Consider the following 26,671-nt stretch of genomic DNA (forward strand, 5'->3'; position numbering starts at 1 on the left):
CTCATACTGCGCTGGATGCTTTTAAGCAACGCCACTCACTTATACATACTCCATACAAACTCACCTTCCGTAAATGGCTTATGGGCTGCAGCGGTGCATCACAGTACAGGTCCACAATCCTTAGATAAAAAGCCCTTATTTCAGCTGCTTATGCAAATCTGTCAATATTTTCTTACTTAATTGATTCAAACCTGGTCGCTTCACTGACAGCCAAGGTAAAGGCCTACAACTATGGATTGCGTTTAAACCAATTCTGGCAGTTAGTACCCCCGCCCCCATTCCTTGGGCGATACGAGTGGACAGCTTGCCAGTAATACTTGCCCCAAGGGCGTAATTGCCTGCGTCAGAGATGATTTCAGCAGCACCTGCGTAAAGCATATTTTTAAACACTTGCCGTATCAAAGCGATGCGCCCCCAATACCCTAAGTGTACACCGTACACTTCACTCACTTGTTGCATCATGCGAATATTCCGCCACAGCACAATTGCCATATCCACCAGCGCAAACGGACTCACTGCAATCATCACGCTTGATGCGCCTGCGTTACGCATCACCTTAGCCAGTGCAGCTTGATCCACCTTGGTGATGACTTGTTGTTCAAACAAGCTCAATACTTCAGTGTCGGTATGGTGCTCATCAATGCTCTTTTGCCACAACGCTACCTCGTTTTCGTAGCCTGCTGGCAGCGTGTTAGCAATGTCTAAACAATGTTGTTTAGCCAGCCCTATTGCGGGTGTCGCGTAAAGCTCCAAAGAGGTTTGGCGGGAAGCGCTTTGTCTTTTAAGGCGCTTTAAGCCACGCCATTCACTGTACAAAGCAGCAAATACTAACGCTAATATGGACACACCAACGGCCAACCAGATGCCACTAAGCCAATCTTCGCTTAGATACATATCGCGTATAAAAAGGCCTATCTCTACAAAGCTTGCAAGCAGCACAACTACGCTCAGCATAGTGAAAAACGTTACCAACCATCGTTTACGTTTAAGCGTGTTTTCATCAACATCATTATCATGCGTAGCTTCAAATTCATACTCATCTTGAGCCAAAGCCTGCCAATTTGCAGCAGGATCGATAGTGGCGGCGCGTCGAATAGGTTCGAGTGGAACCTCTTCAGATTGGGAGGGTAAAAGTACCTTGGACTTGATATTCGCAGGGCCTCCATTACCTTCAACCTCTGGTTTGTCAATATTGTTGTCAAGCGTACTCATCGTATTTTATCTCCAAGAATAAACTCTAGGACTCTGTCCATTCTGATATGCGGCAATGCATGATTTTCTTCTCTGACGGGCGGTGCGAAGCGGGGAAAATCAAACCCCTGCTGACGCCAAAATTGACTGTCCGGGCACTTTGCTGGTACATCCCCTGGAAACAAACGAATGGGTTTTCCGTCAGCATCTGCGCCTTGCAAAATCTGAATGTCTTGCCCCGCATGCTCAGCTCTGCCAGCACGTGACGCCCGAATAGCGGCTATTGCTGTAGATTCTGTGGATACACCATCGAATTGCATTTGTTTTCTTGCATTGTGTAGCATGGAGTCCAACAATTTCACCAAGTTACTTTGCTGATCAGGGGTGACATGATCAGCTTTGCTTGCGGCAAAAATGAGTTTATCAATTTTTGGCGTGAACAAACGTGATAATAAATTCGATTTTCCATAGGAAAAACTGGTTAGCAGCCAATTCAATGCGCGCTGCAAATCGTCAAAATGCGCTTTGCCATTATTTAACGCAGATAAACAATCTACCAATACAACTTGGCGATCGAAGCGTTTAAAATGCTCTACATAAAACGGTTTAACGACTTGCTCTTGATAGTGTTCATAGCGTCTGAAAAGTAAGTCTTGATTGCTGCCCTTTCGCTTACGATTTTTTGCTAGTCGTTCAATCTGTGGTGCTGATAATGGGAAAAAGTCCAACACTGGCGCACCGGCCAACTCACCTGGCAGAATAAAACGCCCAGGTTGCAGCAGCTGAAACCCAGCATTGCGACACTTATGCAGATAATCAGTATACAGTTTGGCAACGTGCTTTAGGCCGAGCTCATCTCCCTCCGCGTCTAAATCGAGTGCATCTCTGGCTATCAGAAAATCGCTGGCCAGTGCTTGACGCTCCAGTGACTGAAGCTCCGATTCACAATATTCTGACCATGCTAAAAAATCCATTTCCAATAAAGGTAAGTCGAGCAACCATTCGCCCGGATAATCAGTAATATCAAGTGTGAGCTTAGTATCTTCACTTATGTAACGGGATAGGCCAGAGTCTTTGCGATAACGAATGTGTAGCCTCACTTGACTGATGCCAGTCGTTGACTCAGGCCAAGTCGGCGGCGAAGCATTCAGCGCTTGCATCGCTTGCTCATAGGCAAAACGTTTTAAACTAAGATTGGGTTGCGCTTCACGCTTTACCCCAATCAAGCGCTCTTCTCTCACCACTGAGAAAAAGGCTAATTCAGCCGTTTCATTTGCTTCTAATAGCTGGTTAACAATCGAGGTTATGAACGCTGTTTTGCCACTGCCACTCAAACCGGTCACGGCAAGATTGAGATGCCTATCGGCGATACGTGCCCCAGTCACTTTCACATTATGCTTCACTTTCTCGATTAAGTGGCTGGTATTTAACAGTTTTTTCATTGCGACATCCTATTAAGCTAATGAACGGTCTTGAGCACAGAGCAATCACACAGGGTAAGTCATTCGATATGGAGGCAAGAGGTCAAATTGAAAGGGTATCGGCCTGCTCATGTTTATTAAGTGTAACCATGGCACAGGCCTAAAAATCAGGTACAGCAAGGTTTATAAATTATTAATTTCGCGATTTAATTGATATTGAGCAGAAGTTACATACGTTTCAATCTGTCTTAATCGCACTTCATTTTTCTCAAATCGCTGTTTTATATCCGCGAAGGCTTGCTTAGGGGGCTCACCTGATTGCCACACCTTAGATTTTACTTTTACCTTCTCTTCTTCATCTTCACTGGCGTTTTGCCACCCTTTCCCACCTGAGGTCGCTTGCCGTCCTTGATGGCGGGTAGTTTTAGCAGTCGAAGAACTGTGACGCGTTGATTTTTTTTCTAAAATAAACCAAGCCGCCACATAACTTACCACCACAAACGTGCCCGCCGTTAAGAAGAAAGCAGATACCACTAAGATACGTACTAGCCATAACTCGATGCCAAAGTACTCTGCGACTCCAGCACACACCCCGGCAATTTTACCTTTGTCAGGATCACGTGTTAACTCGCCTCTGGTATTCATACCTTGTTTCTCCACTGCGGCGCCTCAGCGTCAAGAATAGATTCTAACGTGTGGATCCTATCTGCCATTTTCTCTGCTCGGTCAGCTAGCCCTTGAAGGGTAGCGTATTCTTCATCAGACAATCCTTGGCTAATTTGTTTCTTACTGCGGTAATGCAAAATTAACCAAATCGGGGCGACAATCACCATAAATATGATGATTGGCGCAATAATTATCCCAATGATATCTTCCACAACCTTTCTCCTTTAATCGATATTAGTCTTGGTTTTTCGAATCAGCTGATTGCTTCTTCACTTTCTTCTTCAATGCCGCTAACGCATCATCTATGTCATCATCGGCGGCTAAATCAGCAAACTCATCCGCTAAGGTCTTTTTACCAAGATCATATGCATCCACTTGAGATTCTAGATCATCTATTTTACGCTCATATTGCTCAAAGCGTCCCATAGCGGCATCGACTTTGCCATCGTTCAAGGTACGCTTAATATCCAAACGAGAACTTACCGTTTTTTGACGCATGATAATGGTTTTCTGACGAGCTTTAGCATCTGCCAGTTTATCCTGTAATTGCGTCACTTCACTTTGTAATTTACTAATTTGCTCATCTACCGCTGATAGCTCAGCGTCAAGCGTTACCGCATATTCATCACACTTTTTCTTTTCTTGTAGGGCCGCACGAGCAAGATCTTCTCGGTCTTTATTGATCGCTAGCTCAGCTTTGCTCTGCCAGTCACGACCCTCGTTTTGCAATTTACTAATTTGCGCTGTAATTTCCTTTTTATTAGCGATTGTTTTCGCCGAGGCTGAACGTACTTCAACCAATGTGTCTTCCATTTCTTGTATAATTAAGCGCACCATTTTTTCAGGATCTTCCGCCTTATCTAAAATGGCGTTGATATTTGAGTTCACTATGTCTGTGAAACGCGAGAATATACCCATAGTCTTTACCTCTATATAATGTCAGCTAATGGTGAACAACTAGCATGTGCTGGAAGCTCGTCTTGGTGATTACTATTCAATTAGCAGGCCAACTTAGTGTAATGACTAAATATCTGATTTTAAACAAATATTAATTTACTCTCAGTCGACTGAGATCTACAATTATAATTACATACACCACAAGTTAGTCGATTAGACCACTTTTTGAGGATATTGATGAACCGCTTTCGCCAACAAGATAATTTGTTAGGACAATCCAATAGTTTCCTCGAAGTGTTAGAGCAAATATCGCAAATTGCGCCGCTGAATAAACCTGTATTGATTATCGGCGAACGAGGCACAGGTAAAGAAGGTGTAGCCGCCCGATTGCACTTTCTGTCTAAACGCTGGGACCAAACCTATTCAAAGCTCAACTGCGCAGCATTAAGTGAAAGTTTACTAGAGAGCGAACTTTTCGGTTACGAAGCAGGCGCATTTACTGGCGCAGCTAAAAGAAGAGAAGGTCGATTTGAGGCGGCAGATAACGGTACCCTTTTTTTAGACGAGTTGGCGAACACGTCAGGGTTAATTCAAGAGAAATTATTACGGGTTATCGAATACGGAGAATTTGAACGAGTAGGTGGTTCAAAGAGTGTAAAAGTAGATATACGCCTGATCGCAGCCACCAATGAAGACTTACCAGGGCTTGCCCAAACAGGGGAATTCAGAGCTGACCTTCTCGACAGACTAGCGTTTGATGTTATTACCCTGCCCCCACTTCGCGAACGTAAAGACGACATTATGATGCTGGCTGAGCACTTTGCGATCAATATGGCACGAGAACTCGAAATGGAAGTATTCAGTGGTTTTACTGAAAAAGCTAAACGCACCTTGCTCGAATATCAATGGCCAGGCAACATTCGAGAACTTAAAAACGTTGTTGAGCGCGCAGTATATCGCGCTAATAACCCTGATATTCCAGTGCACAATATTATACTCGACCCATTTGAGTCCATGTATCGCCCTGCCACAAGAATGCGTACTGCCGATAGAATAAAAATCCCAGATGCACCAATACCAAATATTGCACCTACAACAACTGCGCCCCAAGCGAATTCCGTTGATAACGAACTCAATTCTACCAGCTTGCACTCAAATAGCTTTCATTTCCCAGTTGATTTAAAAGAGCTTTCACAAGACTTTGAAATTGATTTAATCAAGCAAGCCCTTGCTGATAGCCAATACAATCAAAAGAAAACCGCGGAGCGATTGTCTCTAACGTACCATCAATTACGCGGCTATCTAAAGAAATACAATTTGCTTGATACGCCCCCAGAAGACAGAGAATAACAGTCATGAATTATGCTTGGCTGCCCTCTTCCTCCGTTATGTTTGTCAGCATGTTCGTGACAATATCATTGACGTTAATTGGCTGTAGTCCTGACTCCAATGAATACCAGCACCCCAATGGCATCATCTATTGTTCAGAAGGTAACCCGGTCAGCTTTAACCCTCAACTTGATACGTCGGGCACTACGGTTGATGTATCGTCTCATCAAATTTATGACCGTCTGCTTGATTTCGACTTGGTCACTGGGGAAATCATTTCTGGCCTTGCCAGCAGCTGGATGACCAGCGTTGATGGCTTGACCTATACCTTCCAACTGCGAAAAGATATTGCTTTTCACAGTACCGGTTATTTCACCCCAACTCGTTCATTTGATGCTGATGATGTGGTATTTAGTTTTAATCGCTGGCGCGACAAGAACCACCCTTACCATGATGTATCAGGCGGGCGTTATCCGTATATCAATAGCGTTGGCTTGGGCGATCTTATCAGCGATATTAAACGCATAAACAGATACCGAGTCGAAATCACACTGGTGCGCCCTGAAAGCTCTTTTTTAGCCAATTTAGCCACCGATTTCTCAATTATATTATCCGCTGAATATGCTGAAAAACTTGCAGCTGCAGGCACACCAGATCTAATAGATACACATCCTGTAGGCACAGGACCATTTAAATTTAATAGCTTTAGACAAGACAGATACGTACGTTTTGATGCTCATCCTAAATATTGGCGCGAGCGCAGCACAACGCAACAACTTATTTTCGACATTACTCCTTCAAGCTCATTACGCTTGGCGAAGCTCATGACTGGCGAATGCGACTCCATGGCGTTCCCAACACACAGCCAGCTGGACATCATCCGTAAGCGAAAGGAATTAACACTCGATGAAAAACCAGGGTTAAATGTAGGTTTTTGGGCATTTAACACCACTAAGCCACCGTTTGATAAACCAGAGGTACGCCGTGCACTGGCCATGGCGATTGATAAGAACGCGCTTATGGAAGCGATTTATTTTGGTAGTGCGATCCCTGCAACATCCATCATTCCACCTTCGTCGTGGGCCTTTCAACCGGATACCAGATCATCCACTTTTAATCCTTTAGCTGCAGCTAAATTATTACGTGAAAATGGTGTTGAGGAAGGCTTTAGTATGACTATTTGGGCAATGCCCGTTGAGCGTGCTTATAATCCTAACGCCATGAAAATGGCCGAATTAATGCAGCGCTACCTGCGAAATGTTGGTATTGATGCCAATATTGTCAGCTACGAATGGTCAACCTTCCGAGCGAGGTTAAATCAAGGTTTGCATGATTCCGTGTTAATTGGCTGGTCTGCTGATAACGGCGATCCCGATAATTTTTTCAGGCCGCTACTCACATGCTCAGCTATAGACTCAGGCACAAACCGCGCTCGTTGGTGCTCCAAGGAATACGACAAACTAATTGACCAGGCGCTCAATTACACCGCACAGGAAGACAGAGCATACTTTTATAGCAAAGCAATTGAACTGATTAATGAGCAAATGCCACTCATGCCTATTGCCCACGCATTTCGCTATCAAGCGTACCGGGACAATGTAACTGGCATTGAAATAAACCCGTATGGCGGCATTCAGTTTAGAAACGTGAGTAAGCAATAATGCTGAAGATTATATTGCGTCACGTGAGCTTACTGATATTGACCTTATTGATTTTGAGCTTTTTCTCATTCTCTTTAGCGTATTTATTTCCGGGCGATCCCTTGGTGAATTTAACCGGTATTCGCGATAGTTCTGAGCAAGGGTATGCTATTTTGGCTCAGCAATACGCCATGCAAGACTCCTTCTTGAGCCAATATTGGCAGTACGTTAACCATCTATTTTCTGGAAACTGGGGGCTGAGTTTCAGCTCTGGCTTGCCGTTAGCAGAAGAAATCAGCCGCTCACTGGCAGCCAGCGTTGAACTTAGCGCATACGCACTGATTGTTTCTTTTGTTGTTGGATTGCCCTTGGGCTTCCTTGCGGGCTTGCGGCACCATAAATTGACCGACTTTGCCCTCTTGACCACCAGTGTAATCGGATACTCTATCCCCGTCTTTTGGGCAGCCTTAATTGCTATTTTAATTTTCTCGATTCAACTGGGCTGGTTTCCGCTTTCAGGCAGAATTAGTTTGCTTTACGATGTCCCCTACCAGACGGGATTCATTTTAATTGATATATTGTTAAGCGACTTACCCGACAAAGAATTTGCCTTTAAAGATGCACTTCGTCATTTAGTCTTACCGAGTGTTTCGATCGCCATTGTGACCTGTACTATTGTCATGCGTATTACACGGCGCTCAGTAGTTGAGGTGATGAGCAGTGAGTACATACAAGCGGCTTATGCTCGTGGCTTAAGCCCGAGACAAGTATTTTTGCGCCACGGAGTGAAAAATGCACTTATTCCGATTTTACCCTTATTGGTCATGCAATTTACCACCTTGCTTACCAACGCTATGATTGTAGAAACCATATTCTCTTGGCCAGGTATTGGCAACGGACTCATTCAAGCTATTTACCAACGAGACTTTCCCGCTATTCGTGCTGGTATGTTAGCCGTATCTGCTTTGGTACTCACTTTTACCATTACGATAGATATGGTTATTCAAATATTTGACCCTGCGGGCAGAAGGCCAGAAAATGCCACGTCTTAATTTATACCAAGAAGAGTATTACCCTTCTCCCATACAAAATACGTGGAAAGAATTTAAAGAGAATCATGCAGCCGTATTGAGCCTGTATTGCGTTGTTTTCTTTATTTTTATTATGATTTTCGGTCCGTTCTTGGCCCCATATGATCCATTGCAACAAAATATTGATTTGCTATTAGTGCCTCCCGCTTGGGATAACAACGGCGATATCAGTTACTTATTTGGTACCGACGGTCTAGGCCGAGATATGCTATCGCGTATCATTTATGGCTGCAGAATGACGTTTGGTATTAGCTTAGTGTTGGTAATCATTTCAATGCTGATAGGCGTTGCGCTAGGCGCCATGGCTGGTATGAGTAAAGGATTGCGCTCCAGCGTAGTAAACCACCTACTTGATTCAATCATGGCTATCCCTACTTTACTCATTGCCATTATCATTATTGCCATTGTCGGCACGGGTCTTGTGAATAGCATGTGGGCTATCTCACTCGCGCTTATTCCACAGTTTATTCATCAAACCCGAGACATAGTGCGCCAAAAAATGAAGAAAGAATATGTACTGGCCGCCCAGCTCGATGGAGCGGGCAAGGTACACATATTTTTCAACTCAATATTGCCCAACATGGCTGAAATGCTAGTAGTGCAAGTGACCCTTTCATTGTCTGTTGCGATATTGGATATCAGCGCATTAGGCTTTTTAAATTTAGGTGCGCAAGCCCCTTCACCCGAGCTTGGCGCGTTATTATCTGAAGGGTTAACCACAGCTTACGTTGCCCCATGGAACATCGCTATTCCAGGGGGAGCAATATTCTTTATGATGATGTCAATTAACTTAGTGGGTGACGGTTTACGCTCAGCTTTACGCTATAGGTTGTTACGCTAATGAGCCTATTGGATATTAAGAATCTCACCCTGGAAATTGACTCTCAAAGTGGCTGGATAAAAGCCCTCGACAAAATTAATCTTGTCATTAACGAAGGACAGATCCATGCTTTAGTAGGCGAATCAGGCTCAGGGAAAAGCATCATTGTTAAAGCGATTGTGGGCGCCATTTCGGATCGTTGGCGTATTACTGCTGACAGAATGACGTGGCGCGGCCAGGACTTACTAAAAATGTCAGTACGCGAGCGGCGTAAAATTATCCGCTCGGATATTTCGGTTATTTTTCAGAACCCTAAAAGCTCGCTTGATCCCATAGTGACCTTAGGGGACCAGTTAAAAGAAGTTATATTAGCCACCCGTTTAGAAAAAGGCATGTTTTGGAACCGCGCAAAAGCCCGTAAGAAATATGCCTCTGAGCTACTCCATCGCGTGGGGATTAAAGATCATGAGGTATATATGCGCAGCCTACCTCACCAAATCCCTAATGATGTTTGTCAGAAATTTATGATTGCCATGGCACTTGCTTCACAGCCTAAATTGGTGATTGCAGATGATCCTACCCGTGGCATGGAAATAACTGACAAAAGCCAAATCTTGAAGTTGCTAAGTCGGGTGAATAAGGTACGCAAACTAAGCATTCTCTTTGTGAGTCACGACTTATTGGCCATCTCCAGTATGGCTGACCATATGACGGTACTTTATTGTGGCCAGACGGTGGAAAGCGGACGCATGTCGCAATTACGTAAGCGTGCTTTGCACCCTTACACAAAAGCACTGTTAGAAAGCGCCCCTAGTTTTCGCACGGACTTAGCGCCTAAGTCGCCCCTGAGCTCATTAGGAGGAACGATTCCCTCATTTCAACATTTACCTATTGGCTGTCGTTTAGGGCCGCGCTGTCCTAGGGCTCGCAGAGAATGCGTGAAAGTGCCCGAAGTGCGGCGCATTCATGAACATACTTACAGCTGTCATTTTCCTTTGCATCGAGACCAGAAGTGAACAACTTACTTTCAGTTGAAAATTTAACCTTTGAGAACTGTCACGGCAAACGATGGCAGAAAAAGGGAGCTAAATTTACGCTAGGCCCGGTTAATTTCAGCATTCAAGCGGGAGAGACCTTGGCTATTGTGGGGGCTAATGGCTCAGGCAAGTCCCTGCTTGCTAAATTATTAGTAGGCCTCGAGCAACCTGATAGCGGCTCTATCTATCTGAATGAGAAAAAATTAGAGCAATATGACAACAAGCATCGTGTGCTGAATATTCGTATGGTGTTTCAAAACAGCAATGAATCACTTAACCCAGGTATTACTTTAGGCTCCATCTTGGAAGAGCCTTTAAAGCTAAATACGAATCTAGGTGCGCAAGCGCGAGTCGCTAAAGTAGAACAAACATTAAGACAAGTAGGATTGCTGTCTGAACATCGATTTTTTTACCGCCATATGCTCTCTGATGGGCAGCGGCAGCGTGTTGCGTTAGCAAGGGCGATCATTCTCAATCCTCAAGTGATCGTGGCTGACGAGCCGTTTGCGGCACTCGATCCCTCGGTGCGCTCTCAAACTGTCAATCTGTTACTGGAGCTGCAACGAGAGCTGGGCCTTGGCTTTATTTTTATCTCTCATAATTTAGGCATAGTGCGCCACATAAGTGACAAAATGCTAGTAATGAAACAAGGTAAGGTCGTTGAGTCAGGTAAAACGGAAGTGATTTTTCATTGGCCTAAAGATGACTACACCAAAAAATTGGTTCACGCCCATCAAACCCTAATTGATGGCCAAAGCTAATCCTCATTCCACCAAGGTCGAGAAACGATATCCAATAAAAAAGGGCTTAGCAGTGTATGTTGCTAAGCCCTTTTTAGTGGTGTGTGCAGTTTTGTAGCGGGCTTATCCCACCAGTGCTAATAAGATACCTGCAGCCACTGCCGAGCCAAGTACACCGGCCACGTTCGGGCCCATAGCATGCATCAGCAAGAAATTATGCGGGTTAGTTTCAAGACCTACTTTATTGACGACTCGCGCGGCCATGGGCACAGCCGATACGCCAGCAGCGCCAATCAATGGATTAATTTTCTCACTGGAAAGCTTACCCAAGGCTTTAGCCATCAAAATACCTGCAGCAGTACCAATTGAAAATGCTATTGCTCCTAAGCCCAAAATACCCAAGGTTTCGATTGTCAAAAATTTATCTGCTGATAGTTTAGAGCCAACCGCTAAACCAAGAAATATCGTGACGATATTAATCAATTCGTTCTGAGCAGTATTGCTTAAACGGTCAACCACCCCCGACTCTTTCATCAAATTACCAAGGCAGAACATTCCAACTAATGGGGTTGCCGAAGGTAAGAACAAAATCGTCGCCAATAAAACCGCTAACGGGAAGATAATTTTCTCACGCTTAGAGACCACTCTCAGTTGCGCCATCTTGATGTTACGTTCGTCTTCAGTGGTCAATAGGCGCATTATTGGTGGCTGAATAATAGGCACCAACGCCATGTATGAATATGCCGCAACGGCAATGGCACCTAATAATTCCGGCGCTAATTTCGAGGCTAAAAATATTGCAGTTGGTCCATCAGCTCCGCCGATGATGGCAATTGCCGAAGCATCTTTTAAAGTAAATTCAAACCCCGGAACCAAATTCAATGCAATCGCGCCAAACAAAGTACCAAAAATACCAAACTGAGCGGCTGCACCCAGCAGCAGCATTCTCGGGTTAGCGATTAAGGCGCTGAAATCGGTCATAGCGCCCACCCCCATAAATATGAGTAGTGGGAACACCCCAGTTTCGATCCCTACATAATAAATGTAGTAAAGCAGACCGCCCGGATCGCTAAACCCCGCCAATGGAATATTGGTTAAAATGGCACCAAACCCAATAGGCACGAGTAGTAAGGGCTCGAACTTCTTTACGATCGCCAAAAATAGCAACAAACACCCAACAGCCATCATGACAATCTGACCAATTTCGAAATGGGCTAACGATGTGCTTTGCCAAAGTAAGGTTAATTTATCCATAAATAATCCCTACGCCAACGTCAGCATCGTTTGGCCAGACTGCACTGCATCACCTTCTTTAACCAATATATCTTGGATGGTACCTGAAGCGGTGGAGCGAATTTCGGTTTCCATTTTCATCGCTTCCATGATGACAATTACATCGCCTTCGCTGATTGAATCACCTGAGCGCACGAGCAACTTGAAAACATTACCTGCCAGCGGTGCTACAACATCTTCACCTGCAGCGGATACCGGGGCAGATGTAGCTGGTGCACTATTTTGAGGGGCGGTGCCTGCTACCTGAATATCTGTCAGCTCCCCACCTTGGGCCACTTCAACAGCGTAGACTTTGCCATCAACTCGTACAGAGTAGGACTCTGTGGCTTTATTTGGTGTCGCACTCACCGCTGCGCTAGCGTCCATATTGTCAGCGGTGGGCACGGGTTCAAATGCATCGGGATTATGGCGATTCTTCAAAAATTTCAAGCCAATCTGTGGGAATAGCGCATAAGTGAGTACATCGTCTATCGCATTCTCAGCGAGCGTAATCCCTTGCTCTTTCGCTTGATTGAGTAAATCTTGCTCTAAGGTGTCTAATTCATCATCCAATAAATCAGCTGGTCGGCAGGTTATTGCTTCTTTGCCATCCAATACACGTGCTTGTAGCTCAGCATTCACTGGTGCGGCGGTGGCGCCATACTCGCCTTTTAATACACCAGCCGTTTCTTTGGTAATACTTTTATAACGCTCGCCGGTTAGCACGTTAAGTACAGACTGAGTACCGACGATTTGAGAGGTGGGAGTGACAAGCGGAATAAAACCTAGGTCTTCACGCACCCGAGGAATTTCCTTAAGAACTTCATCTAATTTGTCCTGAGCGCCTTGCTCAACTAGCTGCGATTCCATGTTAGTCAACATACCGCCGGGCACTTGAGCTAATAGGATACGTGCATCTACCCCTTTCAAACTGCCTTCGAATTTAGCGTACTTTTTACGAACGTCTCGAAAGTAAGCTGCTATTTCAGCCAGTAAGGGCAAATCAAGGCCTGTGTCTCTTGGTGTATCTTCAACAATCGCCACCATGGTTTCTGTCGCACTATGGCCATAGGTCATACTCATAGACGAGATTGACGTATCCAGCATGTCGATCCCTGCGTCAATCGCCTTCTGATAGGTTGCTGTGCTTAAACCGGTAGTAGCATGACACTGCATGGCGATAGGCACGCTCACGGTCTCTTTGAGGCGCGTAATAAGCTCTTCACATACATACGGCTTAAGCAATCCGGCCATATCTTTTATACAGATAGAATGTACACCCAAATCCTCTAACTGCTTTGCCATATCAAGCCACAGCGGCAATGAGTGCACGGGACTTACAGTGTATGAAATGGTGCCTTGGGCATGTGCCCCTACTTTGATTGCTGCACTAAGAGCCGTTTTAAGGTTACGAATGTCATTCATTGCGTCAAAAATACGAAAAACATCTACACCACTGGTGTGAGCTCGCTCAACGAACTTTTCGACCACATCATCAGCATAATGTCGATAACCTAACAAGTTTTGTCCGCGTAAAAGCATTTGTTGCTTGGTGTTTGGCATGGCCTTTTTAAGCAAACGAATACGCTCCCATGGATCCTCGCCCAAGTAACGAATGCAGGAATCAAATGTTGCGCCGCCCCATGTTTCTAAAGACCAGTATCCGACCTGATCAAGCTTTGCCGCAATGGGCAACATATCTTCAATTCGCATTCGCGTAGCAAGTAATGATTGGTGTGCGTCACGCAGCACTACATCCGTGATGGCTAGAGGTTTTGACATCTTGGGTTCCTATTAAACAATAAGTAAAAATTAACGTTGGCGACGGTACTGATCAACAGCGGCGGTAATAGCCGCAACCACGGGCGCGGAAACGCCTGACTGATTAGCTGCGGGCGTTGCGCGGTTGCGAGTCTGGTTGAGGACGGACAATTCTTCTTCGGGAAATTTAGCACACACCCATGCAATCAAATTAACAGCGCCAATTAATAAGGTCAGAAATAGAAAAACCACTGACATCCCCACTAAGAGGAGCATTCCAGCTTCAAGTAATAACGACATTACATCAGGTTGCATAGTTAGTATTTCTCCGGTAACTGACAAAACGACCCGATAAGTACCATGTGCACTGAAATAACACAACTTTTAAGGCGGTTTAAAAAGGAATAAAAAATAAGGAATAATTCACTTTTCTTGCATGAATACCCAATAAATAGCTATTACACCTGCCTACTCTACATGTTGTAGAGAAAGATCAGGCTAACATTGTCTAATAGTAGATGATAAGCAGCGCGTCGAAATCGTGAGGAAGCGCTAAAAACGAGTGTGATGAATGGGAGAGCGAAATTCTGAGCAAAAAAAAACCCACTGAAATCAGTGGGTTTTTAATGTGGTGCGCATGGAAGGATTCGAACCTCCGACCACCTGGTTCGTAGCCAGGTACTCTATCCAGCTGAGCTACATGCGCAAAAACAGGACAATTTAATATTAGACTATTTATATTAAACTTAATAATGGTGCGCATGGAAGGATTCGAACCTCCGACCGCCTGGTTCGTAGCCAGGTACTCTATCCAGCTGAGCTACATGCGCAAAATCGTTATCGAATAAAACATATTAGGCACTCTACCTTGTTTTACTCAAGCTTACTTCCTTTAGTCTAAGCTTCTTAGCAATCTAATGATTACCGTTTAAGTTATGGCGGAGAGGGAGGGATTCGAACCCTCGATACGAGTAATACGTATGGTTCCTTAGCAGGGAACTGGTTTCAGCCACTCACCCACCTCTCCGGAAAACCGCTAAATTGTTGCTACTGATTTAGTCTTAGTTTGAGTATTATGCCAAAGCATAAACCATCTTACAAAGGCCTTATTTACTTAACTTCCGTAGCGTTGGAAGCGCCTTTCACCGTTTGGTGTCTCTCCTAAATCTGGAGCCGAAGTTTACCGACACACAGGAGTAAGTCAAACACTTTTTATAAAGATTTTTACTGCTTGCTGGTATTTTAAGCTGTTCGTACAAAAAGCGTCTTAAACGTATGATATTTCATCGCTAAAATGCGTATATCATTAAGTTAACCACGGCTTTTTCGCATAAAAAAAGCTGGGTAAACCAGCTTTTTTTTATCAGAAAAAATAAAATTAATTATCTTCATCCGATGATGATGAGTCATGTCCTGCAAGCTGACCATTTTTTTCAGCTTGAATTCGCATGTAAATCTCCTCTCTGTGCACAGATACTTCTTTAGGCGCGTTAACACCAATTCTTACCTGATTACCTTTTACCCCTAATACCGTTACTGTGACTTCGTCACCGACCATTAAGGTTTCACCAACACGACGGGTCAAAATTAGCATTTTTTAGCTCCTTATCCATTTACAAAAAATAATCCCTAATTTAAAACTAGCGTATCCCTTTGAAATAACCAAAGAATTACACACTCGACGCTTCCTTATTTTTGTTGTCACGGCAAAAATTCGTCGGTTTTACATTTACAGCCTTTCTTGCAACCACTCTGAAACAGAGGCAATCGCAGTGTCTAAGTTCTCAGGTTGAGAGCCACCAGCTTGCGCCATATCAGGACGTCCGCCACCTTTTCCACCTACTTGCTGAGCCACAAAATTGACTAACTCGCCGGCTTTCACCTTTTGGGTTAAATCCTTCGTGACGCCAGCAATTAAACTAACCTTATCGCCAGTTGCTACCCCTAAAAGGATAACGCCACTGCCGATTTGATTCTTTAGATCATCTATCATGGTGCGTAAAGCCCCACTTTCAATGCCTCGTACATGATAAGACAATACTTTTACCCCATTTATTTCGTTTATCTGGGATAAAAGATCACTCCCCGCGCTATTAGCTATTTCCTGCTTAAGTTTAGCGACTTCTTTTTCGAGCGTTTTGGTCTGCTCGATAAGTTGAACAACGCGCTCACCCGCAGAATTAACATCCGTTTTTAAGACTGCGCTAATAGAACTTAGTTCGAATGTCTGTTGCTGTACATGTTGGAGTGCAGTCAAACCTGTTACCGCTTCTATTCGTCGCACGCCTGACGCGATACCGCTTTCTGAGATGATTTTAAATAATCCAATATCACCAGTGCGTTCAACGTGTGTACCGCCGCACAGTTCCATCGAGAAACTCCCCATGGACACCACGCGCACATCATCATCGTATTTCTCACCGAACAAGGCCATTGCACCAGCTTCTTTTGCTTGCTCTAAGCCCATTAGTTGAGTTTGCAAAGGGTGATTGGCGAGTATCTGCTCATTCACCATGGTTTCCACAGCCAGCACTTGCTCTTTACTCATCGCTTCAAAATGCGAGAAATCAAAGCGTAAGCGATCCGCTTGTACTAACGAACCTTTTTGGTTTACATGCTCACCAAGAATCGATTTCAGTGCTGCGTGCATTAAATGCGTCGCGCTGTGGTTTAGCTTAATAGCATGGCGACGAACACCATTAATCTTTGCTAATACGCTATCTCCCACGCTTAGCTTGCTAAGGGCAGCGCCTTTATGGGCGATTGCTTTTCCTAACTTAACCGTATCTTTTACGCTGAAACCACCCTCGTCAGTGACTAACGTACCTGTATCGCCAGCTTGACCACCCGCTTCGGCATAAAATGGACTCTCATCTAAAATAACTGTGCCCTCAGCACCTGCTGCTAATTCGTTAACTGATTGCCCTTTGAAAAACAGCTCAGTGATTGTTGTAGTGTTATCTTCATGTTCATATCCCACAAAGATTGACTCTAAATCGCTGCGAAGTTGCTCGTTGTAATCCACGTCAAAGTTACTGGCTTTTTGGGCTCGTTTTCGCTGCTCAGCCATCGCCTGCTCAAACCCTTCCTCATCAATGCTCAAACCTTTCTCTCGGGCTACATCATTGGTCAAATCTGCCGGGAAGCCATAGGTGTCATAGAGCTTAAAGACCACATCACCCGGTACCACTTTACCTTCAAGCTCGTTCAATGCATCGTTTAGAATTAGCATTCCGCGCTCAAGCGTACGAGAAAATTGCTCCTCTTCCACTCGAAGCACTTTTTCAATCACTGCACGTTGTTCGTTTAGCTCTGGATACGCGTCGCCCATCTCTGTGGCCAATGCTGCTACTAATTTATAGAAAAACACGCCGTTTGCACCCAGCTTATTACCGTGGCGCACCGCGCGGCGGATAATACGACGCAGTACATACCCTCGCCCCTCATTCGATGGCATGACGCCGTCTGAAATAAGGAAACTACAGGAGCGAATGTGATCCGCCACCACGCGCAACGATTTATCTTCAAGGCTTGTTACCCCAACAATCTTTGCAGTGGCTTTTATCAAGTTTTGGAAAATATCAATTTCATAGTTGCTGTGCACATTTTGTATAATAGCCGAAATACGTTCTAACCCCATCCCGGTATCGATAGAGGGTTTAGGCAAAGGCAACATGTCACCATTGGCTTGACGATTGAACTGCATGAAAACCAAGTTCCAGATTTCGATAAAACGATCGCCATCTTCCTCTGGGGAGCCAGGAGGCCCCCCCCAAATGTGTTCACCGTGATCATAAAATATTTCAGAACAAGGCCCACAAGGCCCGGTGTCACCCATTGACCAGAAATTATCTGAGGTGGCAATACGAATAATTTTTTCTTTAGGAATGCCAATGTCGTTGTGCCAAATGTCAAATGCCTCGTCGTCCTCTGAATAAACAGTGACTAATAACTTGTCTTTCGGCAGTTTCAATACTTCGGTTAGAAAAGACCATGCATAACCAATAGCTTGGTGCTTGAAATAATCACCAAAACTGAAGTTACCTAGCATTTCAAAAAAGGTGTGATGACGCGCGGTGTAGCCTACATTTTCTAAATCATTATGTTTACCACCCGCTCTTACACACCGCTGAGATGAGGTTGCACGGGTGTACTTGCGTTGTTCAGTGCCTAAAAACACATCTTTGAATTGGTTCATACCCGCGTTGGTAAATAACAATGTGGGATCGTCGCTTGGAACCAGAGACGAACTAGAAACTTTTTGATGCCCTTTGTCTGCAAAAAAGTTTAAAAAGGCTTGTCGAATTTGCGCTGTGCTCTTACTCATGGATGATCCTGAAACAACATTTAATGATTTGAGGGTAAAAATGGCCTCAAACGGCCATTTTTAACTATTTATTAGTCGGCAAAGATAGCATGTTTTTCGCTAACTTGTTAAGGACTTCAAGGCACTTAGCGCACGCTTTTCACTGCCCGAATTTGTTCGTGGCTAAAGCCTCTGTATTGCATAAAACGATTACGCTTTTGTTGCTCCTGCCAATCCTTCGCGGGCTTATGGCCAAACTTTTTTTCAGCTACTTGAATAGCGAGCGCATCCCAATCGATCTCTTGCTCGGTAATAGCAATGTCGATGAGCTCAGGCGCAATAGCGTGCTGACTCAGCTCACTACGTATGATTTTTTCACCTTTACCTTTTGCTACTCGGCTGCGCACAATCATCTCGGCATAACGCAGTTCGCTTTGAACGTCTGCTTTATTGAATTGAGCAATACGCTCTTCGCATAACCCCTTGTCATACCCCTTAGCTGTCAATTTCTGCAACAATTCGTGACAACTATGCTCGCGCATCGATAAATATTTGGTAATACTATATTTAATGTTCTTACTGTCGTTATCTGTCATATCAGGTAATATATTCACCCATCAAAGGGATCCTGTAGAGTGTTATGCGCCAAATATTTGATTTTAAATTTCTAAGCAGCATAGAGCAAATAGACAGTGAGAGTTGGAATGCGATTGCTGAGCAAAGTGACCCGTTTCATCAATATGCTTTTATTGAAGCACTGGAGCTTTCAAAATCTGTGGAAGCCAAAACAGGCTGGCACCCGCAACACCTCACAATTTATCACAATGACACTTTGGTAGGCATTCTACCTTTGTACACAAAGAATCATAGCTACGGGGAGTACGTTTTTGATTTTGCTTGGGCTAATACCTATCGCGAGTACGGTCTAAATTACTATCCCAAATTGATCAGTGCCATCCCCTTTACTCCGGTGCCAGGTTCAAGGTTAATGTTAAAAACCGGCACGGATAAATCACAATTGCTGCCCCAACTCTGCAAAGCCATTCAAACTTACATTTCGCAAAATAGACTTTCATCTATGCATTGGTTGTTTGTGCCTGAGGATTTAAGCGCAGCGCTAAATACACATCAGCACATGATGCGCAGGGCAGTTCAATTTCAATGGTTTAATCGAGACTACCAACATTATGACGATTTTTGCGCGACGCTTACCTCTAGGCGACGAAAGTCGATTAGAAACGAAAGAAGAAAAGTACGAGATCAAGGGGTAAAACTCGAAAGAGTATTTGCTAAAAACCTGACCCCTGAACATATCGACTTTTTCTATCAGTGTTATCAGCAAACCTACTTAAAACGCAGTGGTCATCAGGGTTACCTTAATCGCGATTTTTTCAACCGATTGTACCACTCGATGCGTGACAATATTATGCTGGTGATGGCCACGCGTGACGATCAGCTTATCGCCAGTGCCCTTTACCTGTATGACGATAAGCAGCTCTATGGCCGATACTGGGGAGCGATGGAAGACATCAATAACCTGCATTATGAATGTTGTTACTATCAAGGCATCGAGTTTTGCATTGAGCAAAATATCGCTACATTTAATCCTGGCACTCAAGGTGAACATAAGATTTTACGCGGCTTTGAACCCATTTTTTGCTACTCAAACCATTGGTTAGCTGAGCCAGCATTTCATGACGGTGTAAGACGCTTCCTTCAGCAAGAAGACGCGGGGATCCGATCATATAAGCAAAACGCCACAGAATTATTGCCTTTCAAAGCAACGCAAGACTAGGTCACTGGTATCACAGAATTATCACGCTCGCCGATAGAGCGCGATGGATTTTACTAAGGTTTATGCCAAATGAGCATAAAATTATTAGCAGGCATAGGCTTTTGCTCTACAAGCTCTAGCTCCCCAGCCCACTGCGTTAACTCTGCTATATCGCGTATGCCACCACAGTCCTCATTCAACAAGTGTTGGTTGAAATCATGATTACTTTGGCTAGTGAACTCCCCGTTTATCGTAAACGGCCCGTACTGACAAAACACACCACCTGAAGGTAACTCTTTAGCTACTGTCTGCATCATGACCTCAGCTTCATGAGGTTGCATAATGTGAGTGGTGTTCGCGGTATATACGCAATCAACGTGGCTGACAGGCCAATTATCAGCCCCGACTTGAAACACCACTGGTTGATATAGATTAGGTGCCGGCAAGTCATCGAGCCAGGCTTGAATACTGGGGTGGTTATAGGCTAAATCACTGGTTTGCCAGTTTAAGTGGGGTAACTCTGGGGCAAAATACACGGCATGCTGGCCTGTGCCAGAACCAATTTCGAGTAAATGACGACGATCTTTCAATGCGCTTTTTAACACCGCTAGGATCGGTAGGCGGTTATTTTCGCATGAGGGACTATAACGTTTTTCAGTCATCGTACTATGAATATCCTTGTGCAGGTTGTACTGCAATAGCATTGGCTAATGGCTAAAAGCACATCGAATACAGTACTAAGCATGTAGATTCGGGCCTAACCATTTCTCAGCTTCCAACTCAGTCCAACTTTTACGCGTCGCGTAATCGAGCAACTGATCTTTTTGGAGCTGTGCAACAGCGAAGTAACGCGCATCGGGATGAGAGAAGTACCATCCCGAAACGGCAGCCCCAGGCCACATGGCGTAACTTTCGGTCAATTTCATACCTGTGTTCTTCTCGGCATCAAGTAAGTCCCAAATGGCTTGTTTTTCAGTATGCTCAGGACACGCCGCATAACCTGGTGCAGGGCGAATACCTTGGTATTTTTCACGAATGAGCTCTTCGTTACTCAGAGATTCATCCGGTGCAAAACCCCAGATTTCTTTGCGTACTTTCTCGTGTAAATACTCAGCAAAGCCTTCTGCAAGACGATCTGCAAGGGCTTTAACCATGATCCCGTTGTAGTCGTCACCATCGGCGATGTAGGCCTCAGCGAGTTCGTCTTCGCCTATACCTGCGGTCACTGCAAACGCACCAATGAAATCCGCTTTTTGCGATGACTTAGGTGCAATAAAGTCACTTAAACAGTTATTAAAGCCTTTGGCCTTTTCTGTTTGCTGACGAAGGTGATGACAGACTTCTCTAACATGAGTACGCGTTTCGTCTGTATAAACTTCTATATCATCTTCAACCCTATTTGCAGGGAAAATCCCCATGACACCTTTCGCTTGCAGCTTTTTGTTTGCGCACAAGTCATCAAGCATAGCGTTGGCATCATCGAATAACGACTGTGCCTCTTTACCGACTACGTCATCTTGTAAAATTCGAGGATACTTGCCAGCCAATGACCATGTTAGGAAAAACGGTGTCCAGTCTATGTAAGCGCGCAGCTCTGTCAGCTCTACAGACACGGTTTGAACACCTAATTGTTTAGGTACAGGCGGTGTGTACTGGCTCCAGTCGAAGTCAAAGGCGTTAGCTCGGGCTTGCTCTAAGGTGACGGGACGACTGCGAGGCTTCTTACGGGCATGTTGCTCTCGAACCACGTCATATTCTTTGGAAATTTGCTCGGCGTAAGCAGGCCGATGCTCTTTTGATATCAGCTTTTGGCAGACACCAACAGCACGACTGGCATTGGGCACATAAACCACGGGTTGATCGTAATTCTGTTCAATTTTGACTGCGGTATGCGCTTTTGATGTGGTTGCACCGCCGATAAGCAAAGGCAAATCCAGACCGAGACGTTGCATTTCTTTTGCCACGTATACCATCTCATCAAGGGATGGGGTAATAAGCCCAGACAAACCAATCATGTCGACGTTTTCGTCTTTGGCTACTTGCAAGATCTTAGCGCAAGGCACCATCACGCCTAAGTCGATAATATCGAAGTTATTACACTGCAAAACCACCCCAACAATGTTTTTACCGATATCGTGAACGTCACCTTTTACCGTCGCCAACAAAATCTTACCGTTCGAGCTGCCAACTTCCTTGGTGGCTTCAATGTAAGGATTTAAATAAGCCACTGCTTTTTTCATGACTCGTGCAGATTTAACCACTTGAGGCAGGAACATTTTACCCTCACCGAATAAATCCCCTACTACATTCATGCCATCCATTAATGGCCCTTCAATTACGTGTAGTGGTTTTTCTGCTTGCTGACGCGCTAGCTCGGTATCTTCATCAATGTAATCAGTGATACCGCGCACAAGTGCATGCTCTAGGCGCTTATTCACTGGCAGGTCGCGCCATTCGAGGTTTTCTTTTACTTGCGCTTTACCATCGCCTTGATATTTGGGCGCAAGTTCTAAAAGCCGGTCAGTGGCATCAGGATGACGGTTGAGAATAACGTCTTCAACCGCGACTTTCAGCTCGGCTGGGATCTGGTCATACACCTCAAGCTGACCCGCGTTCACTATGCCCATATCCATTCCCGCTTTTATGGCATGAAATAGAAACACTGAGTGCATAGCTTCGCGTACTGGATTATTGCCGCGAAATGAAAACGACACATTTGATAACCCACCAGATATGTGGGCATGAGGTAAACCTTGTCTGATTCTGCGCGTGGCATTAATAAAGTCCACAGCATAATTGTTGTGCTCTTCAATCCCCGTGGCAACCGCAAAAATATTCGGGTCGAAGATGATATCTTCTGGAGGAAAGCCTATTTTTTCTGTTAATAACAGATAACTACGCTGACAAATTTCAAATTTTCTATCTTCGGTATCCGCTTGCCCTGCCTCATCGAATGCCATCACAACGGTGGCTGCACCATAACGTTTCAGTAATTTAGCTTGATGTAAGAAGTTTTCCTCGCCTTCTTTTAAACTAATGGAGTTAACAATCGCCTTACCTTGAACACACTTTAAACCTGCTTCGATTACTGACCATTTTGATGAATCAATCATAATCGGTACGCGAGAGATGTCAGGCTCTGAGGCAATCAAATTCAAGAAGCGCGTCATTGCTGCTTCTGAGTCCAACATGGCTTCATCCATATTGATATCAATGATTTGCGCGCCGTTCTCCACTTGTTGACGAGCAACATCTAGTGCTTTTTCAAAATCACCTTCTAGAATAAGGCGTTTAAACATGGCGGATCCGGTGACGTTAGTACGTTCGCCAACATTGATAAAAGATGCACTTGCTTGGGTCATAGGTTACTCAATTTACTTAATTTCATTCACTTGCCATTTCACTAAGCCAAAACTCGTCATGGCTCAATACCACTACTTCAATCCGTATTTAGTGTACAAAGGGCTCAAGCCCAGAAAGACGTAGTTTAATTTCATGTTTTGGGATGACGCGCGGGGCAACTTCTTTAACCACGTTGGCGATAGCGGCGATGTGCTCTGGAGTAGAACCGCAACATCCTCCCACGATATTGACGAGGCCTGATTGCGCCCACTCGCGAATATGCTCAGCCATTTCATCACTCTCAAGGTCATACTCGCCAAATTCATTAGGTAGACCGGCGTTGGGGTGAGCGGATACCAAACATTCCGCCACAGTAGATACTTCATCAACATACTGACGCAACAAATCTGGCCCCAAAGCACAATTAAGACCAAACGAGAAAGGATTTGTATGACGCATTGAATAATAGAAAGCTTCTGCGGTTTGCCCAGATAAAGTTCGACCTGAGGCGTCAGTGATCGTGCCTGAAATCATTATTGGTAACGTTATGCCTAATGACTCAAAAACGGTGTCTACGGCGAATAAAGCTGCTTTTGCATTTAACGTATCAAAGATGGTTTCCACCATAATCAAATCGGCGCCCCCCTCTATTAAGCCATTCGTCGCTTCTACATATGCTTCAACGAGCTCGTCAAATGTGACATTTCGCTCACCCGGGTCGTTCACATTAGGTGATATTGATGCGGTGCGACTTGTTGGGCCTAACACTCCGGCCACAAAGCGCGGTTTGTCAGGTGTCAGCGCTGTGAATTTATCAGCGGCTTTGCGGGCCAATTTAGCCGATTCTATATTTATCTCTTTGGCCAATGACTGCATGTTGTAATCAGACATGGATATTGTGGTGGCGTTAAAGGTGTTTGTCTCGATGATATCCGCACCTGCGGCTAGGTATGCACAATGAATATCAAAAATGGCGTCAGGCTGGGTAAGCGTTAATAAGTCATTATTGCCCTTAACATCACTATGCCAGTCGGCGAATCGTTCACCACGATAGTCATCTTCTTGAAAGTCATGCGCTTGGATCATAGTGCCCATTGCGCCATCTAAAACGAGGATCCGTGATCGTGCGGCGTCTAGTAATGCTTGTTCTGAGGTTACCATTGACACATTTTTTCCTTTAAAACTGATAATAAATAGGTCTAATCTTTGTTCGACAATGATGCTAAATCATAAGGCGTATTCTGATACACGTAATAGTTTAACCAATTGGTAAACAGCAAACTACCGTGAGCACGCCAAGTAACTAAAGGCCCTTGTGCCGGGTCATCATCAGGATAGTAATTTTCTGGCATGTTGGGGGTTAATCCCGCTTTTAGGTCACGCTTGTATTCTTGGTCCAACGAATCAGGATCATATTCAGGGTGTCCCGTGACGAAGACCAATCGTTTGTCGTCTGAGGCGACTATATATGCCCCCGTCTTTTCTGAACTAGCTAATACACTAAGTCCTTCAACCGACTCGTAGTCTGCTACGCTTATTTCACCATAACGCGAATGAGGGGCATGAAATACGGGGTCAAAGCCGCGCATTAGTTCGTTATGTTCATCCTTCACTTGATGAGCAAATATTCCACTGAGCTTTTCGTCACGCAACCTGCGGTTTTTACCGTGGAAGTGATATAAAGCTGCGTGTGCAGCCCAGCATGAAAACAAAGTGGATTGCACATGGCGCTGAGCCCATTCCAACACCACTTTCATTTTTTGCCAATATTTTACGTCGTCATAATCCAACAATGCCAAAGGCGCACCAGTGACAATCAATCCGTCGTATTGCTTATCCGCCACATCGTCAAAGTTTTGATAGAACGCCTTCATATGAGATTCAGGGGTGTTCTTTGGCGCTTGATTGTCGATGCGTATCAAGTCCACATTGATTTGTAACGGCGTATTCGATAAAAGACGCAAGAACTGCACTTCTGTTTCCATCTTGTTGGGCATTAAATTCAAGATACCGACTTCCAACGGACGAATGTCCTGCATGGCAGCACGATCGGTATCCATCACAAAAATATTCTCACTATTTAGAATGCTTTGTGCAGGTAATTCTGTCGGAATTCGAATAGGCATAGTGGCTCCAAGATGTGTTTAGATAGGTTAAATCTGGAGCAAAACGCCGTAAATGTCAACATCTTTACGTCTAGACGTCTAAACGTAAAAACTGCTTAAGTTCGAAAGAGCATAACCAAGTGCTCCTGTGTTTATCATTTCAACATTTTATGGAGAGACGCGCTGCGTTGCGAGATAATTAAATCGATGCACTAAGTGATTAAGAAGAGAATAACCGTGGAAAAAAGCAAGTTAACGCCAAGCAAAAACCGCAAACCTTACCTTAGGGGTAATACGATATGAGCACCTGCAGCGTAACTTGCTCAGTTGAATTTTAGCGTTTGTGTAGATTGTAGATTAGTTCAGCTTCAGCTTTTGGCATATCACATTCGTGCATCAAATCTTCAACTGAGTAACCACTGGCCACCAATTTAGCCGCTTGTTGGTACAGGCGACTTTGGGGATCCTGACTAGCGAGTTCCTCTTGTTGGCTAGCGGTTTGTCTTACCGTAGCAACCAGTGCTTTTATTTTGTCTCCCATGCCAATGCTGCCCACGCGCACTTCCTGCAACTCTTGTTGGTTAGCAAGCAATTGCTCTTGTAGTTCGCTCAACGATTCTTGTTGCCACTCATTCTGACGCTGCAATAAAGCAATACGTTTCGCCAAAACGGCGAAAGCACCGATAAATAATAAAATGGCGACCACAATAACCACGTAAATCAGATGGCTTATTTCCACAATTGCGTCCAAATCAGTTAATAACGAAACAGAGCATTAAATATTGGTTAACTCTTCCCACTCTTCATCACTTAAGAGTTTATTCAGATCGACTAAAATAAGTAACTCACCTTCTCGATTGCTCACACCTTGAATAAATTTGGCACTTTCTTCTGTACCTACATTAGGCGCGCTGTCTATTTCTGATGAGCGCAAATAAACAACCTCAGCAACACTGTCTACTAAAATGCCCACTACTTGCTCGTCAGACTCAATAATGACGATACGTGTGTTGTCCGTTAAATCTGTTGGCTCCAAGCCAAAGCGCGCACGAGTATCGATAACCGTTACCACATTACCTCGTAAGTTTATGATACCTAATACGTAATCTGGAGCGCCAGGAACAGGGGCAATCTCGGTGTGACGTAATACTTCTTGAACCTGCATAACATTGATGCCATAGGTTTCTTCCCCTAGCTTATATGTTACCCACTGCAAGACTTCATCGTTTCGATCAGATGGTACGTTATTTGATGTTTTGTCATCACTCATTTTTAATAC

24 protein-coding genes and 3 tRNA genes are annotated in these 26,671 nt (G+C 44.5%); 7 read left to right on the forward strand and 20 right to left on the reverse strand.

All coding sequences use genetic code 11. The annotated features are described in order from the left end of the window. Window positions 1-135: 135 nt before the first annotated feature. The 5 genes from AC0L6N_RS13220 to pspA all read right to left on the reverse strand — a co-directional run bounded on the left by AC0L6N_RS13220 (window position 136) and on the right by pspA (window position 4,196). Entirely contained in the window at window positions 136-1,212 is a 1,077-nt protein-coding gene (locus AC0L6N_RS13220; protein WP_473475122.1) for a YcjF family protein, read from the reverse strand. After that, a complete protein-coding gene (locus AC0L6N_RS13225) occupies window positions 1,209-2,633 on the reverse strand; it encodes a YcjX family GTP-binding protein (protein ID WP_473475124.1) in 1,425 nt (474 codons plus the stop codon). Before AC0L6N_RS13225 ends, AC0L6N_RS13220 begins: the two co-directional genes overlap by 4 nt. A 162-nt stretch (window positions 2,634-2,795) precedes the next feature. Then, entirely contained in the window at window positions 2,796-3,257 is a 462-nt protein-coding gene (gene pspC / locus AC0L6N_RS13230; protein WP_473475126.1) for an envelope stress response membrane protein PspC, read from the reverse strand. Continuing rightward, a complete protein-coding gene (gene pspB, locus AC0L6N_RS13235; RefSeq protein WP_006993677.1) occupies window positions 3,254-3,490 on the reverse strand; it encodes an envelope stress response membrane protein PspB in 237 nt (78 codons plus the stop codon). Before pspB ends, pspC begins: the two co-directional genes overlap by 4 nt. A 22-nt stretch (window positions 3,491-3,512) precedes the next feature. Continuing rightward, window positions 3,513-4,196 (reverse strand): phage shock protein PspA, encoded by a 684-nt coding sequence (gene pspA, locus AC0L6N_RS13240; protein WP_006993678.1) that lies wholly within the window; start codon window positions 4,194-4,196, stop codon window positions 3,513-3,515. A gap of 216 nt (window positions 4,197-4,412) precedes the next feature. On the opposite strand from pspA, the gene pspF reads away from it, so the two are divergent. Genes pspF through AC0L6N_RS13270 form a run of 6 tightly spaced genes read left to right on the forward strand, consistent with a single transcriptional unit; the run spans window position 4,413 to window position 10,853 of the window. Next, on the forward strand, window positions 4,413-5,525 hold the full coding sequence (pspF, locus tag AC0L6N_RS13245) for a phage shock protein operon transcriptional activator (protein ID WP_473475129.1): 1,113 nt from the start codon (window positions 4,413-4,415) through the stop codon (window positions 5,523-5,525). 5 nt (window positions 5,526-5,530) lie between these two features. After that, window positions 5,531-7,165, forward strand: a complete 1,635-nt coding sequence (locus AC0L6N_RS13250) for an ABC transporter substrate-binding protein (protein WP_473475131.1) — start codon at window positions 5,531-5,533, stop codon at window positions 7,163-7,165. Next, window positions 7,165-8,196, forward strand: coding sequence for an ABC transporter permease (locus AC0L6N_RS13255; RefSeq protein WP_473475132.1), 1,032 nt, complete (start codon window positions 7,165-7,167; stop codon window positions 8,194-8,196). The genes AC0L6N_RS13250 and AC0L6N_RS13255 overlap by 1 nt, the downstream gene beginning before the upstream one ends. After that, window positions 8,183-9,076: an ABC transporter permease subunit gene (locus tag AC0L6N_RS13260; protein ID WP_011575763.1), complete on the forward strand. Its 894-nt coding sequence runs from the start codon at window positions 8,183-8,185 to the stop codon at window positions 9,074-9,076. The genes AC0L6N_RS13255 and AC0L6N_RS13260 overlap by 14 nt, the downstream gene beginning before the upstream one ends. Next, the gene (locus tag AC0L6N_RS13265) at window positions 9,076-10,071 is read left to right on the forward strand and encodes a peptide ABC transporter ATP-binding protein (protein WP_006993683.1); all 996 of its coding nucleotides are present in this window, start codon (window positions 9,076-9,078) and stop codon (window positions 10,069-10,071) included. Before AC0L6N_RS13260 ends, AC0L6N_RS13265 begins: the two co-directional genes overlap by 1 nt. Beyond that, window positions 10,068-10,853, forward strand: coding sequence for a peptide ABC transporter ATP-binding protein (locus tag AC0L6N_RS13270; RefSeq protein ID WP_473475134.1), 786 nt, complete (start codon window positions 10,068-10,070; stop codon window positions 10,851-10,853). Before AC0L6N_RS13265 ends, AC0L6N_RS13270 begins: the two co-directional genes overlap by 4 nt. Window positions 10,854-10,955: 102 nt before the next feature. On the opposite strand, the gene AC0L6N_RS13275 is transcribed toward AC0L6N_RS13270, so the two are convergent. From AC0L6N_RS13275 to AC0L6N_RS13315, 9 genes are all read right to left on the reverse strand, one after another. Next, window positions 10,956-12,086: a sodium ion-translocating decarboxylase subunit beta gene (locus AC0L6N_RS13275; protein ID WP_006993686.1), complete on the reverse strand. Its 1,131-nt coding sequence runs from the start codon at window positions 12,084-12,086 to the stop codon at window positions 10,956-10,958. A 9-nt stretch (window positions 12,087-12,095) separates the two neighbouring features. Continuing rightward, on the reverse strand, window positions 12,096-13,886 hold the full coding sequence (oadA, locus tag AC0L6N_RS13280) for a sodium-extruding oxaloacetate decarboxylase subunit alpha (protein WP_473475136.1): 1,791 nt from the start codon (window positions 13,884-13,886) through the stop codon (window positions 12,096-12,098). A gap of 30 nt (window positions 13,887-13,916) precedes the next feature. Then, window positions 13,917-14,180 (reverse strand): OadG family protein, encoded by a 264-nt coding sequence (locus tag AC0L6N_RS13285; RefSeq protein WP_041713943.1) that lies wholly within the window; start codon window positions 14,178-14,180, stop codon window positions 13,917-13,919. 314 nt (window positions 14,181-14,494) lie between these two features. Next, window positions 14,495-14,571, reverse strand: a tRNA-Arg gene (locus AC0L6N_RS13290). Window positions 14,572-14,618: 47 nt separating this feature from the next. Then, window positions 14,619-14,695 (reverse strand) — tRNA-Arg (locus AC0L6N_RS13295). Window positions 14,696-14,801: 106 nt separating this feature from the next. Continuing rightward, window positions 14,802-14,892: transfer RNA gene (locus AC0L6N_RS13300), tRNA-Ser, on the reverse strand. Window positions 14,893-15,243: 351 nt separating this feature from the next. Further along, entirely contained in the window at window positions 15,244-15,459 is a 216-nt protein-coding gene (csrA, locus tag AC0L6N_RS13305; RefSeq protein WP_006993689.1) for a carbon storage regulator CsrA, read from the reverse strand. A 135-nt stretch (window positions 15,460-15,594) separates the two neighbouring features. Next, window positions 15,595-18,192: an alanine--tRNA ligase gene (gene alaS / locus AC0L6N_RS13310; RefSeq protein ID WP_473475138.1), complete on the reverse strand. Its 2,598-nt coding sequence runs from the start codon at window positions 18,190-18,192 to the stop codon at window positions 15,595-15,597. A gap of 125 nt (window positions 18,193-18,317) precedes the next feature. After that, a complete protein-coding gene (locus tag AC0L6N_RS13315; protein ID WP_473475140.1) occupies window positions 18,318-18,785 on the reverse strand; it encodes a regulatory protein RecX in 468 nt (155 codons plus the stop codon). A gap of 26 nt (window positions 18,786-18,811) precedes the next feature. Between AC0L6N_RS13315 and AC0L6N_RS13320 the strand changes: the two genes are divergently transcribed. After that, window positions 18,812-19,966: a GNAT family N-acetyltransferase gene (locus AC0L6N_RS13320; RefSeq protein WP_473475142.1), complete on the forward strand. Its 1,155-nt coding sequence runs from the start codon at window positions 18,812-18,814 to the stop codon at window positions 19,964-19,966. Between the two features lie 53 nt (window positions 19,967-20,019). Here AC0L6N_RS13320 and AC0L6N_RS13325 read toward each other — a convergent pair whose 3' ends face one another. The 6 genes from AC0L6N_RS13325 to AC0L6N_RS13350 form a co-directional block, all read right to left on the reverse strand. Continuing rightward, complete coding sequence (locus AC0L6N_RS13325) at window positions 20,020-20,607, reverse strand: DUF938 domain-containing protein (RefSeq protein WP_473475144.1); 588 nt, start codon at window positions 20,605-20,607, stop codon at window positions 20,020-20,022. Window positions 20,608-20,682: 75 nt separating this feature from the next. Beyond that, the gene (gene metH, locus AC0L6N_RS13330) at window positions 20,683-23,307 is read right to left on the reverse strand and encodes a methionine synthase (protein ID WP_473475145.1); all 2,625 of its coding nucleotides are present in this window, start codon (window positions 23,305-23,307) and stop codon (window positions 20,683-20,685) included. 88 nt (window positions 23,308-23,395) lie between these two features. Further along, window positions 23,396-24,448 (reverse strand): homocysteine S-methyltransferase family protein, encoded by a 1,053-nt coding sequence (locus AC0L6N_RS13335; protein WP_473481332.1) that lies wholly within the window; start codon window positions 24,446-24,448, stop codon window positions 23,396-23,398. Between the two features lie 38 nt (window positions 24,449-24,486). Continuing rightward, window positions 24,487-25,413: a homoserine O-succinyltransferase MetA gene (gene metA, locus AC0L6N_RS13340; RefSeq protein WP_473475147.1), complete on the reverse strand. Its 927-nt coding sequence runs from the start codon at window positions 25,411-25,413 to the stop codon at window positions 24,487-24,489. A gap of 313 nt (window positions 25,414-25,726) precedes the next feature. After that, window positions 25,727-26,131, reverse strand: a complete 405-nt coding sequence (locus AC0L6N_RS13345; RefSeq protein WP_473475149.1) for a DUF2802 domain-containing protein — start codon at window positions 26,129-26,131, stop codon at window positions 25,727-25,729. A gap of 36 nt (window positions 26,132-26,167) precedes the next feature. Beyond that, window positions 26,168-26,662, reverse strand: coding sequence for a chemotaxis protein CheW (locus AC0L6N_RS13350; RefSeq protein WP_011575773.1), 495 nt, complete (start codon window positions 26,660-26,662; stop codon window positions 26,168-26,170). Between the last annotated feature and the right edge of the window lie 9 nt (window positions 26,663-26,671).

The sequence above is a fragment of the Paraglaciecola sp. G1-13 genome, assembly GCF_055809255.1.

Excerpts from the sequence above, each read along its gene's own strand:
- AC0L6N_RS13220 (WP_473475122.1), bottom strand. The coding sequence starts at position 1,212 with ATGAGTACGCTTGACAACAATATTGACAAACCAGAGGTTGAAGGTAAT.
- AC0L6N_RS13225 (WP_473475124.1), bottom strand. The coding sequence starts at position 2,633 with ATGAAAAAACTGTTAAATACCAGCCACTTAATCGAGAAAGTGAAGCAT.
- pspC (WP_473475126.1), bottom strand. The coding sequence starts at position 3,257 with ATGAATACCAGAGGCGAGTTAACACGTGATCCTGACAAAGGTAAAATT.
- pspA (WP_006993678.1), bottom strand. The coding sequence starts at position 4,196 with ATGGGTATATTCTCGCGTTTCACAGACATAGTGAACTCAAATATCAAC.
- pspF (WP_473475129.1), top strand. The coding sequence starts at position 4,413 with ATGAACCGCTTTCGCCAACAAGATAATTTGTTAGGACAATCCAATAGT.
- AC0L6N_RS13250 (WP_473475131.1), top strand. The coding sequence starts at position 5,531 with ATGAATTATGCTTGGCTGCCCTCTTCCTCCGTTATGTTTGTCAGCATG.
- AC0L6N_RS13255 (WP_473475132.1), top strand. The coding sequence starts at position 7,165 with ATGCTGAAGATTATATTGCGTCACGTGAGCTTACTGATATTGACCTTA.
- AC0L6N_RS13260 (WP_011575763.1), top strand. The coding sequence starts at position 8,183 with ATGCCACGTCTTAATTTATACCAAGAAGAGTATTACCCTTCTCCCATA.
- AC0L6N_RS13265 (WP_006993683.1), top strand. The coding sequence starts at position 9,076 with ATGAGCCTATTGGATATTAAGAATCTCACCCTGGAAATTGACTCTCAA.
- AC0L6N_RS13275 (WP_006993686.1), bottom strand. The coding sequence starts at position 12,086 with ATGGATAAATTAACCTTACTTTGGCAAAGCACATCGTTAGCCCATTTC.
- oadA (WP_473475136.1), bottom strand. The coding sequence starts at position 13,886 with ATGTCAAAACCTCTAGCCATCACGGATGTAGTGCTGCGTGACGCACAC.
- AC0L6N_RS13285 (WP_041713943.1), bottom strand. The coding sequence starts at position 14,180 with ATGCAACCTGATGTAATGTCGTTATTACTTGAAGCTGGAATGCTCCTC.
- csrA (WP_006993689.1), bottom strand. The coding sequence starts at position 15,459 with ATGCTAATTTTGACCCGTCGTGTTGGTGAAACCTTAATGGTCGGTGAC.
- alaS (WP_473475138.1), bottom strand. The coding sequence starts at position 18,192 with ATGAGTAAGAGCACAGCGCAAATTCGACAAGCCTTTTTAAACTTTTTT.
- AC0L6N_RS13320 (WP_473475142.1), top strand. The coding sequence starts at position 18,812 with ATGCGCCAAATATTTGATTTTAAATTTCTAAGCAGCATAGAGCAAATA.
- AC0L6N_RS13325 (WP_473475144.1), bottom strand. The coding sequence starts at position 20,607 with ATGACTGAAAAACGTTATAGTCCCTCATGCGAAAATAACCGCCTACCG.
- metH (WP_473475145.1), bottom strand. The coding sequence starts at position 23,307 with ATGACCCAAGCAAGTGCATCTTTTATCAATGTTGGCGAACGTACTAAC.
- AC0L6N_RS13335 (WP_473481332.1), bottom strand. The coding sequence starts at position 24,448 with ATGGTAACCTCAGAACAAGCATTACTAGACGCCGCACGATCACGGATC.
- metA (WP_473475147.1), bottom strand. The coding sequence starts at position 25,413 with ATGCCTATTCGAATTCCGACAGAATTACCTGCACAAAGCATTCTAAAT.
- AC0L6N_RS13350 (WP_011575773.1), bottom strand. The coding sequence starts at position 26,662 with ATGAGTGATGACAAAACATCAAATAACGTACCATCTGATCGAAACGAT.